Origin of the sequence: Cupriavidus sp. SIMBA_020 (assembly GCF_046535395.1) — a bacterium.
GTDB classification, from domain to species: domain Bacteria; phylum Pseudomonadota; class Gammaproteobacteria; order Burkholderiales; family Burkholderiaceae; genus Cupriavidus; species Cupriavidus campinensis.
Map to the genome: position 1 here is coordinate 177,657 of NZ_JAWRWU010000007.1, position 11,306 is coordinate 188,962.

At 67.8% G+C, this 11,306-nt stretch carries 11 protein-coding genes; 8 read left to right on the top strand and 3 right to left on the bottom strand.

The features are described from left to right. The first annotated feature begins 9 nt into the window (after positions 1-9). The 3 genes from SB751_RS15725 to SB751_RS15735 all read left to right on the top strand — a co-directional run bounded on the left by SB751_RS15725 (position 10) and on the right by SB751_RS15735 (position 3,125). Positions 10-1,032 carry a complex I NDUFA9 subunit family protein gene (locus SB751_RS15725; protein WP_092291468.1) on the top strand — a complete coding sequence of 341 codons (1,023 nt, stop codon included), beginning with the start codon at positions 10-12 and terminating at the stop codon, positions 1,030-1,032. A gap of 145 nt (positions 1,033-1,177) precedes the next feature. Next, a complete protein-coding gene (locus tag SB751_RS15730; RefSeq protein ID WP_092291470.1) occupies positions 1,178-1,867 on the top strand; it encodes a glutathione S-transferase family protein in 690 nt (229 codons plus the stop codon). A 7-nt stretch (positions 1,868-1,874) separates the two neighbouring features. Beyond that, positions 1,875-3,125: a multifunctional CCA addition/repair protein gene (locus SB751_RS15735; protein WP_144199107.1), complete on the top strand. Its 1,251-nt coding sequence runs from the start codon at positions 1,875-1,877 to the stop codon at positions 3,123-3,125. Positions 3,126-3,135: 10 nt separating this feature from the next. Here SB751_RS15735 and SB751_RS15740 read toward each other — a convergent pair whose 3' ends face one another. Next, the gene (locus tag SB751_RS15740; protein WP_144199105.1) at positions 3,136-3,330 is read right to left on the bottom strand and encodes a DUF2905 domain-containing protein; all 195 of its coding nucleotides are present in this window, start codon (positions 3,328-3,330) and stop codon (positions 3,136-3,138) included. A gap of 12 nt (positions 3,331-3,342) precedes the next feature. Then, positions 3,343-4,521: a class I SAM-dependent methyltransferase gene (locus SB751_RS15745; protein WP_410748217.1), complete on the bottom strand. Its 1,179-nt coding sequence runs from the start codon at positions 4,519-4,521 to the stop codon at positions 3,343-3,345. 16 nt (positions 4,522-4,537) lie between these two features. Here SB751_RS15745 and SB751_RS15750 point away from each other — a divergent pair, with 16 nt between their 5' ends. The 3 genes from SB751_RS15750 (at position 4,538) to ttcA (ending at position 6,828) form a co-directional block, all read left to right on the top strand. Further along, the gene (locus SB751_RS15750) at positions 4,538-5,356 is read left to right on the top strand and encodes an SDR family oxidoreductase (protein WP_144199103.1); all 819 of its coding nucleotides are present in this window, start codon (positions 4,538-4,540) and stop codon (positions 5,354-5,356) included. A gap of 64 nt (positions 5,357-5,420) precedes the next feature. Continuing rightward, on the top strand, positions 5,421-5,813 hold the full coding sequence (locus SB751_RS15755) for a dihydroneopterin aldolase (RefSeq protein WP_144199101.1): 393 nt from the start codon (positions 5,421-5,423) through the stop codon (positions 5,811-5,813). A gap of 70 nt (positions 5,814-5,883) precedes the next feature. Further along, positions 5,884-6,828, top strand: coding sequence for a tRNA 2-thiocytidine(32) synthetase TtcA (gene ttcA, locus SB751_RS15760; protein WP_144199098.1), 945 nt, complete (start codon positions 5,884-5,886; stop codon positions 6,826-6,828). Here ttcA and SB751_RS15765 read toward each other — a convergent pair. After that, entirely contained in the window at positions 6,821-7,633 is an 813-nt protein-coding gene (locus SB751_RS15765) for a DUF6279 family lipoprotein (RefSeq protein WP_144199096.1), read from the bottom strand. The genes ttcA and SB751_RS15765 overlap by 8 nt on opposite strands. Positions 7,634-7,887: 254 nt before the next feature. Here SB751_RS15765 and glmU point away from each other — a divergent pair, with 254 nt between their 5' ends. Then, on the top strand, positions 7,888-9,258 hold the full coding sequence (gene glmU / locus SB751_RS15770; protein WP_211943041.1) for a bifunctional UDP-N-acetylglucosamine diphosphorylase/glucosamine-1-phosphate N-acetyltransferase GlmU: 1,371 nt from the start codon (positions 7,888-7,890) through the stop codon (positions 9,256-9,258). 107 nt (positions 9,259-9,365) lie between these two features. Further along, the gene (glmS, locus tag SB751_RS15775) at positions 9,366-11,204 is read left to right on the top strand and encodes a glutamine--fructose-6-phosphate transaminase (isomerizing) (protein WP_144199092.1); all 1,839 of its coding nucleotides are present in this window, start codon (positions 9,366-9,368) and stop codon (positions 11,202-11,204) included. Positions 11,205-11,306: the final 102 nt, after the last annotated feature.

The window sequence follows — 11,306 nt, forward strand, 5'->3', positions numbered from 1 at the left end:
GAGCCCACCATGCTGACCAGCAATGTCCTTGTGATCGGTGGCGCCGGATTCATCGGCAGCCACCTCGTCTCCCGCCTTGCCGGCGCGGCCTCCGCCTCCGGGGTGCCGCGCAACCCCGCCACCAATCCCGACAGCCCCATCGCGCCCGAGCGCATCCTGGTGGGCACGCGCCATGCCGAGCATGCCCAGCACCTGTTGCTGCTGCCGCGCGTGGAGGTGTGCGAGCTGGGCCTGGCCGATGCCGCCGCGCTGGACGACGCCATCGGCTCGGTCGGCATGGATGGCATTGTGGTCAATCTCGTTGGCGTGCTGCATGGCGACCGGGGCGACCCATATGGCCCCCAGTTCGCCGCCGCGCATGTGGACCTGCCGCGCCAGATCGTGGCTTCCTGCCAGCGCACCGGCGTTCGCCGGCTGATCCACATGAGCGCGCTCGGCGCGGACCCGCAGGGGCCGTCGATGTACCTGCGCAGCAAGGGCGAGGGCGAGCGCGTGGTGCGCGAGAGCGGGCTCGACTGGACCGTCATGCGGCCGTCGGTGGTGTTCGGGCCGGACGACCACTTCCTGAACCTGTTCGCCCAGATGCAGCAGATGGCGCCGGTGGTGCCGCTGGCCTGCGCCCAGGCGCGCTTCCAGCCGGTGTTCGTGATGGATGTGGTGGAGGCTTTCCTGCGCGCGATGGTCAATCCGGCCACGGTGGGCCAGGTCTACGAGGTGGGCGGGCCGCAGGTCTATACGCTCGAGGAGCTGGTGCGCTTCGCGGGGCGGGCGTCGGGCCATCCGCGCCCGGTGATCGCGCTGCCTGATGCGCTCGCGCGCGTGCAGGCGGCCGTGCTCGAACACATGCCCGGCGGGCCGGTCATGTCGCGCGATAACCTGGACTCGATGCGGCTGGACAACGTGCTGCACGCGCCGATGTCAGCCGAACTCGGCCTGGAGCCGTCCAGCCTGGAGTCCGTGATGACCGATGTGCTGGGTGGCCGCAACCGCGAGGCGGCACTCCAGGCCATGCGGGAGAGCGTGCATCGCTGACACCGCCAGGCCGCCCCCTCCGACGCCGATGTGACTTGCGCTCACAGCCTTGCGAGCGCAATTCATTTGGAGGTGGCGCGGCCCAATGGCTAGAATCATCGGTTCAGGCCATTTTCCCTCCCCCGCCCCCCCCCAAGGATTCGCGATGAAACTCGTCATCGGCAACAAGAACTACTCGTCCTGGTCGCTGCGCCCCTGGCTGCTGCTGCGCCAGGCTGGCATCGCGTTCGAGGAGATTCCCGTGCGGCTGGGCACGCCCGGCTTCGCCGCGCAGATCGCCCAGTACTCGCCGGCCGGCAAGGTGCCGACGCTGGTGGATGGCGACATCACGGTCTGGGATTCCCTGTCGATCTCGGAATACCTGGCTGAACGCTTCCCCGAGAAGGCCCTCTGGCCGGCCGACCCCGCTGCGCGCGCGCTGGCCCGTTCGGTCTGCGCCGAGATGCATTCTGGCTTCGCCAACGTGCGCAACCAGCTGCCGATGAACGTGACCGCCGTGCTGCCCGGCTGCGGCTGGAACGTGGCCGTGCAGCGCGAGGTGGAGCGCATCGCCGCGATCTGGACCGACCTGCGCACGCGCTTTGGCGCCGAAGGCCCGTTCCTGTTCGGCACCTTCACGGTGGCGGACGCGTTCTACGCGCCCGTGGTCTCGCGCTTCGCCACCTACGGCATCCACCTGCCCGACGCGGCCAAGCAATACGCCGATTTCATCCTCGCCCTGCCGGCCATGCAAGAATGGATCGCCGCCGCGCGCGAGGAACGCGATTTCCTGGCCGACGACGAGCCGTACCGCACCGTGCCGGACCATCCGGACGCCATCATCATCCATCACTAGGAATTTCATGCAGGTCTATGCCGTGGGCGGCGCCATCCGCGACCAGTTGCTGGGCAAGCCAAGCCAGGACCGCGACTACGTGGTGGTGGGCGCCACGCCGGCCGAGATGGAGGCGGCCGGCTACAAGCCCGTGGGCAAGGACTTCCCGGTCTTCCTGCATCCGCGCACCAAGGAGGAGTACGCGCTCGCGCGTACCGAGCGCAAGACGGCTGCCGGCTACAAGGGCTTCGCGTTCTACTGCGCGCCCGATGTCACGCTGGAAGACGACCTGGTCCGGCGCGACCTGACCATCAACGCGATGGCGCAGGCCGTGGACGATGCCGGCCAACTGGTCGGCCCGGTCATCGACCCGTATGGCGGCCAGCGCGATTTGGCCGCGCGGCTGTTCCGGCATGTCTCCGATGCCTTTGCCGAAGACCCGGTGCGCATTCTGCGCGCGGCGCGGTTTGCCGCGCGCTTCCATGATTTCTCCGTGGCGCCCGAGACCGTGGCGCTGATGCGCGCGATGGTCGAGGCGGGCGAGGTCGATGCGCTGGTGCCGGAGCGCGTGTGGCAGGAACTGGCGCGCGGGCTGATGGAGGCGAAGCCGTCCCGGATGTTCGACGTGCTGCGCGAATGCGGCGCGCTGGCGCGGCTGCTGCCGGAGCTGGACCGGCTCTGGGGCGTGCCGCAGCGCGCCGAGTATCACCCCGAGGTGGACACGGGCGTGCACGTGATGATGGTGGTCGATCATGCGGCCGCGACGGGCGCGTCGCTGCCGATCCGCTTCGCGGCGCTGGTCCACGACCTCGGCAAGGGCACCACGCCGGCAGACGTGCTGCCGCGCCACATCGGCCATGAGCAGCGCAGCGTGAAGCTGCTCGAGGCGGTCTGCGAGCGGCTGCGCGTGCCGAACGACTGCCGCGACCTGGCAGTGCTGGTGGCGCGCGAGCACGGCAATATCCATCGATCGATGGAATTCGGCGCCGCCGCGCTGACCCGGCTGGTGGAGCGCTGCGACGCGCTGCGCAAGCCGGACCGCTTCGCGGAGGCCCTGCGGGCCTGCGAGGCCGACGCGCGCGGCCGGCTGGGTTTCGAGGATCGCGATTATCCGCAGACCGAACGCCTGCTGGCGGCGCGGGCGGCCGCGGCCTCTGTCGATGCCGGCGCGATTGCCAAGGCCTGCGCGGACCGGCCCGATCTGATCAAGGAACGCGTCCACAAGGCCCGCATCGCGGCGGTGGCGGAGCAATTGGGACTGGGCGCGGAGCCCGCCTGACGGGCTTCCCCTACAGCAGCTTGCCAATCGCCAGCGCGATCAGCGACAGCAGGATCGTCGAGGCGAACGGCAGCACGAACTCGCGCTTGAATAGCCGGAAGCGCACGTCGCCCGGCAGGCGCCCCAGGCCGATCTTCTGCAGCCACGGCAGCGAGGCCGAGAGCACGATCACGCAGAGGAAGATGGTGAATGTCCAGCGCAGCATGGCGGCTGTTCCTCAGAGTGCGTGAACGCGATCGCCGCGTGCGAAGCCTGCCAGCGGCAGCGCGTCATCCAGGCCGCGCGTGAGCACGATCACCTTGAACAGCTCGCCCATCTCGGCCTCGGACAGCAGCTTCTGCACCGCGTTGGCGTGGGGCAGGAAGGCGCGGGCGTCGGTCGGGTCCAGTTCCATCAGCAGCTCGGTGATCCCGGCATTCATCAGGAAGCGCGCCTGCGAGGCGAAGCCGGCCACGGACAGCCCTGCGTCCACCGCCGCCTCGGCGATGCCGCTGAAATTGACGTGCGCGGTGATGTCCTGCAGCCCCGGGTACAGGAACGGATCGGGGTGCGCGTGGTGGCGGTAGTGGCACATCAGCGTGCCCTCGGCGCGCTGCGGATGGTAGTACTCGGCCGCCGGGAAGCCGTAGTCGATGAAGAAGGCGGCGCCGCGCGTCAGCATCGCGCCCACCGCCCGCGTGAAGCCTTCGGCCTCGGCATGGGTTTCGGTGACCATGTCGTGGTCGCCTGGCAGCGCGCGCAGGGCGTCGGGGATGGCGTTGTCCGCCAGCGGACGGTCCTCGAACGTGAACTTGCCGTCGGCCAGCGCCACGCCGCGCTCGTGCCAGCGGCCGCCCAGGCGCGCGAACAGGCGCACCGGCATGGCGTCGAGCACCTCGTTGCCGACGATAACCCCTTCGAATTGCGCAGGAAGTTCGTCCAGCCACTGCACGCGGCCAGCCAGATGCGGCGCGCGGGCGGCCAGCGTTTCCTGCTGGCGCACGCGCAGCTCGCCCGACAATTCGACGATCTGGTAGGTCTCGGGCAGCGCACCTTCGGTTTCAAGGCCGAGCAGCAGGTCCGCCGCGAGCCGGCCCGTACCGGCGCCGAATTCGAGCACGCGTGGCAGGTCCATGGCGATCAGCGGCGCGAACTGGCGTGCCAGCGTGCGGGCGAAGAAGGGGGTCAGCTCCGGGGCGGTGATGAAGTCGCTGCCGTCCCGGGCATCGCGGCCGAACTTGGCGGCGCCGCCACTGTAGTAGCCGAGCCGGGGGGCGTAGAGCGCCAGCGCCATGTAGCGATCGAAGCCGATCCAGCCGCCGGCGGCCTCGATGGCGTCGCCAATACAGGTGGAAAGGGCCGCGGAGGCGTCCAGCGCGTCGGCGGGGGGAAGGGGTAGACTAGCGACTTTCTGCATACCGCGAATTGTAGCAATGCCAGATTCCCTGACTGCTGGCGCCTCCGGCGCCCATCCTGCCGCCGCGCGCGGCGTCGCCCTCGTGACCGGCGGCGCACGCCGCCTGGGCCGTGCCATCGCGCTGGAACTTGCCACGCGAGGCTGGGACGTGGCGATCCACTGCAACCGCTCGCGCGACGAAGCCGAGACGCTCGCCACGCAGATCCGCGGCCTGGGCCGCCGGGCTGCCGTGCTGCAGGCCGACCTGTCCGACGAAGCGGCCACCGCCAAGCTGATCGCCGCCTGCGCCGACGCGCTCGGCGTGCCGACCTGCCTGGTCAACAACGCCTCGCTGTTCCAGTACGACGTGGCGACGAGCTTCTCCTACGCCTCGCTCGACACCCACATGCGCACCAACGTGGCCGCGCCGCTGCTGCTGGCGCGTGAGATGCACAAGGCGCTTGGCGCCGATGGCAACCAGACCGCCCAACGCGGCGTGGTGATCAACCTGCTCGACCAGAAGCTCAACAACCTGAACCCGGACTTCCTGTCGTACACGCTGTCCAAGGCCGCGCTGCAGACCGCCACGGTGCAGCTGGCCCAGGCGCTGGCGCCCCGGCTGCGGGTGGTGGGCGTGGCGCCCGGCATCACGCTGGTGTCCGGCGAGCAGTCCGACCCCGGCTTCGTCCGCGCGCATGGCATGACGCCACTGGGCAAGTCGTCCACGCCGGACGACATCGCCCAGGCTGTGGCCTACCTCGCCGGTGCCCAGGCCGTGACCGGCACCACGCTGTATGTGGATGGCGGCCAGCACCTGATGCCGCTGGCCCGCGACGTGATGTTCCTGACCGAGTAATCCCGATCCCCGGTCTTTTTCAAGCTTTTTCCGATTTACCGCAGCACCTGCCCGACGCCCCACCATGACCTTTGCCGCGCTTTCCCACCCCAGTCTGCAAGACTGCCGCCGCCTGTTCCTGCGCAATTACGAAGTGCAGATCAATATCGGCGTGCACGAATTCGAGAAGAAGGGCGAGCAGCGCGTGCTGGTCAATATCGACTTGTTCGTGCCGCTGGCCCAGAGCACGCCGCAGGCCGACAAGCTCGACGAAGTGGTGGACTACGACTTCATGCGCAGCACCGTGGCTGCGCGCATGGCCCAGGGCCACATCCACCTGCAGGAAACGCTGTGCGACGACGTGGCGCGTGCCATGCTGAAGCATCCCAAGGTGCGCGCCGTGCGCGTTTCCACGGAAAAGCCCGATGTCTACCCGGATTGCGATTCGGTCGGCGTCGAGGTGTTCCACGTCAAGTAAAATACGGGCCCGTCCGACAGGGTCATCCGACGGGCTTCCCAAGGCCCGCGCCCCGCATCAGGTATGTCTTATGAGTCACTCCGCTAACTTCTATCGCCTCGAAACCCGCCTCCAGTCGCTGACCGGCAAAGCCATCGGCGATTTCGGCATGATCGAGGACGGCGACACCGTGCTGGTCTGCATGAGTGGCGGGAAGGACTCGTACACCATGCTGTCGGTCCTGATGGCGCTCCAGAAGCGCGCGCCCATCAACTTCAAGCTGATCGCGATGAACCTGGACCAGAAGCAGCCAGGTTTCCCGGAACACATCCTGCCCGAGTACCTGAAGTCCACCGGCGTGGAATATGTGATCGTCGAGGCGGATACGTATTCGATCGTCAAGGAGAAGGTGCCCGAGGGCAAGACCACCTGCTCGCTGTGCTCGCGGCTGCGCCGGGGCGTGATCTACCGCACGGCCAAGGAGCTGGGCGCCAACAAGATCGCGCTGGGCCACCATCGGGACGACATCGTCCAGACCTTCTTCCTGAACATGTTCTTCGGCGGGAAGATGAAGGCGATGCCGCCCAAGCTGTCCACCGATGACGGCCAGCACATCGTGATCCGGCCGCTGGCGTATTGCGCGGAGAAGGACATTGCGTCCTACGCGCGGGCCATGGCCTACCCGATCATCCCCTGCAACCTGTGCGGCTCGCAGGAGAACCTCCAGCGCAAGAAGGTCAGCGAGATGCTGCAGGGCTGGGAGCGCGAGAACCCGGGCCGCATCGACAATATCTTCGCGTCGCTGCGCAACGTGGTGCCGTCGCACCTGGCCGATACCGAGCTGTTCCCGTTCACCGGGCTGGCCACCGGCCTGGCCAAGGTGGACGAGGCTTCGCTGTTCGGCGAGACCACCTTCACCCAGCAGGCGCTGACCTTCACCGGCAGCGCCGAGCCGAACCGGATGGAGTTCGTCCGGTTCGACAAGCTGGCGGAGAAGATCCCCAGCGCCGATAACCCGGCCAGCCCCCTTATTTAGACGCCTGCGACGGGCCGGCCTCGCGCATCAGCGAGCGGGCATCGTCGATCCATTTCTGGAAGCGGTCCACGGCGTGGGCCTTCTGCGCCGGGGTGGTCAGGTTGGCGATGGTCACGGTCAGGTCCACCCCGGCCTCGTTGGCCTGCCGGATCTGCGTGCGCTCGGCGGCCGGGCGCTGCCAATGGTCGGCGTACTTGCGCAGCATGTCTTCCACCTGCGCCTTGGGCGGATGGGTCGTCGAGACCTCCCGGGCAATCGCCAGCCATTCCTGCTGCCGCTTTACGCGCTCCGCGTAGCGGGCGTCGGCGCCCTGCATGTACGGCGCCATTGCGGCGCGGATCTTCTGCTCCTGATCGTCCGAGAACTTGCCATATACCAGCTTGGCATAGTCCATGACCTTGTCGAAACGGGCGTTTGTGCGCGCCTGCGGGTCCGATTTCAGGAATTCCTTGCGATATTTGGCATTGCTTTCGCCGAATTTCGACTCCATGCGCTGGATCTGCTCAGGCGTCAGCGTCAGCATCAGGTCGGCCAGGTCGGGGATGGCGTTCTCGAAGGCCTGGCGGCCCAGCCGCTGGGTGTCTTCGCGCGCGTGGCGCACCATCGACGGATCCACCGGGCCGGCCACCTCGGTCTTGACCCGGGTCAGCACGGTGGCGATCTCGGGCAGCTGGGCGCGGCGGTGCCAGGAGAAGAACCGGGCGATGGCCTCGCGGGTCGGCGGTTCCTGGTCGTCTGTGACATCCACATAGCGGTCTACCCACCAGTAGGCGAGCCGGTCGCCCTGCTGGTAGCCGAGTTTCATGGCGTTACAGCCACCCAGGGCCAGGACGACGGTAAATGCTGCAAATCCTGCAAAAATGCGCCGCCGCCAAATGTGAAAAACGGAAACCACCGGCGGTCGGGCGCAAGGCGCCATGCTAAAATCGCCGCGCATGTTTTCCCGCCCGGCAGATCGCCCGCCAGCCCAGTCCTGACAAGGGTTTGGAGGGATTGAAGAGATCGCTTGGCACGGGTTATCGCGCTTATTATCAGACACACTCACTTAGGGACCTCCTTGTGAATATCGTCATTCTTGCCGCAGGGATGGGAAAACGGATGAATTCCGCCCTGCCCAAGGTCCTGCACCCGGTTGCCGGGCGGCCGATGCTCGCCCATGTGCTCGACACCGCCCGCACCCTGTCGCCGTCGCGCCTCGTCGTGGTGGTCGGCCACGGCGCGGAGCATGTGCGCGAGGCGGTGGGCGCGCCGGACGTGGCGTTCGCCGAGCAGACCCAGCAACTTGGCACCGGCCACGCCGTGATGCAGGCGCTGCCGCTGCTCGATGACAGCCAGCCCACGCTGGTGCTCTACGGCGACGTGCCGCTGACCACCGCCGCCACGCTCGAGGCCCTGGTCCATGCAGCCGGCGCCGAGCGCCTGGGCGTGCTGACCGTCGAGATGCCCGATCCTACCGGATACGGGCGCATCGTACGTGACGCCGCCGGCAACATCGTGCGCATCGTCGAACAGAAGGATGCCAGCGACGAGATCCGCGCCATCCGCGAGATCAACACCGGCATCATCGTCTGCCCGACCGGCCACCTGCGCCGCTGGCTTGCCACGCTGGGCAACGACAACGCGCAAGGTGAGTACTACCTCACGGACACCATCGAGCGCGCCGCCAACGAGGGCGTGGAGATCGTCTCCGCCCAGCCGGCGGCCCTGTGGGAGACGCTGGGCGTCAACAGCAAGGTCCAACTGGCCGAGGTGGAGCGCATTCACCAGCGCAACCTCGCACAGCGCCTGCTCGAGGCCGGCGTGACGCTGCCGGACCCCGCGCGCATCGATGTGCGCGGCCAGCTCACGTGCGGACGCGATGTGACCATCGACGTGGGCTGCGTGTTCGAAGGCCGCGTGCATCTGGACGATGGCGTGCACATCGGCGCGCATTGCGTGATCCGGAATGCCACCATTGGGGCCGGCGCGCGCGTGCAACCGTTCTGCCACATCGAGGAAGCAAAGATCGGGCCGGCGGGCCGGATCGGGCCGTACGCGCGGCTGCGCCCCGGCACCGAGCTGGGCGAGGACGTGCATATCGGCAACTTCGTCGAGGTGAAGAACAGCCAGGTCGGGGATCACAGCAAGGCCAACCACCTGGCCTATGTGGGCGATTCCACGGTGGGCCAGCGCGTCAACATCGGCGCGGGTACCATTACCTGCAACTACGATGGCGTGAACAAGAGCCGTACCGTGATCGAGGATGACGCGTTCATCGGCTCGGACACGCAGCTGGTGGCGCCGGTGACGGTGGGCCGTGGCGCCACGATCGGCGCCGGCACCACGCTGACCAAGGACGCACCGGCCGGCAAGCTGACGCTCTCGCGGGCCAAGCAGATGACGCTGGACGCGTGGCAGCGCCCGGTGAAGCAGCCGAAGCAGTCGAAGTAAGCGTAGTCAGTCAAAGTCAGTCAGGCCGGGCCCGGGGAGGGCCGGCCATCATCATTCAGCGGGTTGCGCCGCGCGGCGCGACGCAACCCAAACGGGGGGTTCACAAGATGTGTGGCATCGTCGGCGCGGTTTCCACGCGCAATATCGTTCCGGTCCTGATCGAAGGCCTGCGTCGCCTGGAGTACCGCGGCTATGACTCGTGCGGCGTGGCCATCGTGCGCGACGAGACGCTGGAGCGCGCGCGCACCGTCTCGCGCGTGGCCGATCTGGACACGCAGACGCAGTCGTCCGGCCTGGCCGGCACGCTGGGCATCGCCCACACGCGCTGGGCCACGCACGGCAAGCCCGATACGGTCAACGCCCACCCGCATTTCTCGGACGAGACCATCGCGCTGGTGCATAACGGCATCATCGAGAACTACGAACCGCTGCGCGAGGAACTGCGCGCCGTGGGCTACGGTTTCGAGTCGCAGACCGACACCGAGGTGGTGGCCCACCTGATCCACCAGGCCTACACCTACCCGAGCAGCGCCACGCGCGGCAATCTGTTCGGCTCGGTGCGCGTGGTGACCAAGCGCCTGCACGGCGCCTACGCGATTGCCGTGGTGGCCAAGGACAACCCCGACGTGGTGGTGGGCGCGCGCGCCGGCTCGCCGCTGGTGGTGGCGCTGGGCGAGAACGAGTCCTTCCTGGCCTCCGATGCGCTGGCCGTGGCCGGCACTGCCAACCGCATCGTCTATCTGGAAGAGGGCGATGTGGTGGAGCTGACCCGTGCCGGCGCCACCATCCGCGACGTGAACGACGTGGAAGTCGTGCGCGAGGAACGCGTGGTGGAAGCCCACGCGGCGGCCGTCGAGCTGGGCCCGTACCGCCACTTCATGCAGAAGGAAATCTTCGAGCAGCCGCGCGCGCTGGGCGACACGCTGGAAGGCATCGTCGCCATCACGCCTGAACTGTTCGGCGAGAAGGCGGCCTCGGTATTTTCCGAAATCGACAGCGTCCTGATCCTGGCCTGCGGCACCAGCTACTACTCGGGCTGCACGGCCAAGTACTGGCTCGAGTCCGTGGCGAAGATCCCGACCCAGGTGGAAGTGGCCAGCGAATACCGCTACCGCGACACCGTGCCGAACCCGCGCGCGCTGGTGGTGGTGATCTCCCAATCGGGCGAGACCGCCGACACCATGGCCGCGCTGCGCCATGCCCGCGACCTCGGCCACACCCACACGCTGGCCATCTGCAACGTGGCGACCAGCGCGATGGTGCGCGAGACCGAAATGCGCTTCCTGACGCGTGCCGGCACCGAGATCGGCGTGGCCTCGACCAAGGCGTTTACGACCCAGCTCGCCGCGCTGTACATGCTGACGCTGGCGCTGGCCAAGGTGCGCGGCCGGCTGACCGAGGCCGAAGAGGCCGCCGCGCTGACCAACCTGCGCCACCTGCCCGTGGCGCTGCATGGCGTGCTGGCGCTGGAGCCGCAGATCATCGCCTGGTCGGAAGACTTTGCGCGCCGCGAGAATGCGCTGTTCCTGGGCCGGGGCCTGCACTACCCCATCGCCCTGGAAGGCGCGCTGAAACTCAAGGAAATCTCATATATCCACGCGGAAGCCTACCCGGCCGGCGAGCTGAAGCACGGCCCGCTGGCGCTGGTCACGGAGGCGATGCCGGTGGTGACCGTGGCGCCGAACGACGCGCTGCTGGAGAAGCTGAAGTCCAACATCCAGGAAGTGCGCGCGCGCGGCGGCCGGCTCTATGTGTTTGCCGATGCCGACACGCATATCCAGTCGTCCGACGGCATCCAGGTGATCCGCCTGCCCGAGCACTACGGCGCGCTGTCGCCGATCCTGCACACAGTGCCGCTGCAACTGCTGGCCTATCACACGGCCTGCGCACGCGGCACGGACGTGGACAAGCCTCGTAATCTGGCTAAATCGGTGACGGTGGAATAAGGCGGAACCGGCAGGCGGTTTTACAAGCCGGATGTAAAAGGAAGCCACGGTGTGCACGCATCGTGGCTTTTTTTTTGTCGCCCAAAATCCCTGCTTTCCAGA

Bases quoted from the DNA above. Each gene is read 5' to 3' on its own strand.
- SB751_RS15740 (WP_144199105.1), bottom strand. From the start codon at position 3,330: ATGCTGCGCTGGACATTCACCATCTTCCTCTGCGTGATCGTGCTCTCG.
- glmS (WP_144199092.1), top strand. From the start codon at position 9,366: ATGTGTGGCATCGTCGGCGCGGTTTCCACGCGCAATATCGTTCCGGTC.
- ttcA (WP_144199098.1), top strand. From the start codon at position 5,884: ATGAGTCACTCCGCTAACTTCTATCGCCTCGAAACCCGCCTCCAGTCG.
- SB751_RS15730 (WP_092291470.1), top strand. From the start codon at position 1,178: ATGAAACTCGTCATCGGCAACAAGAACTACTCGTCCTGGTCGCTGCGC.
- SB751_RS15745 (WP_410748217.1), bottom strand. From the start codon at position 4,521: ATGCAGAAAGTCGCTAGTCTACCCCTTCCCCCCGCCGACGCGCTGGAC.
- SB751_RS15755 (WP_144199101.1), top strand. From the start codon at position 5,421: ATGACCTTTGCCGCGCTTTCCCACCCCAGTCTGCAAGACTGCCGCCGC.
- SB751_RS15750 (WP_144199103.1), top strand. From the start codon at position 4,538: ATGCCAGATTCCCTGACTGCTGGCGCCTCCGGCGCCCATCCTGCCGCC.
- SB751_RS15725 (WP_092291468.1), top strand. From the start codon at position 10: ATGCTGACCAGCAATGTCCTTGTGATCGGTGGCGCCGGATTCATCGGC.
- SB751_RS15765 (WP_144199096.1), bottom strand. From the start codon at position 7,633: ATGAAACTCGGCTACCAGCAGGGCGACCGGCTCGCCTACTGGTGGGTA.
- SB751_RS15735 (WP_144199107.1), top strand. From the start codon at position 1,875: ATGCAGGTCTATGCCGTGGGCGGCGCCATCCGCGACCAGTTGCTGGGC.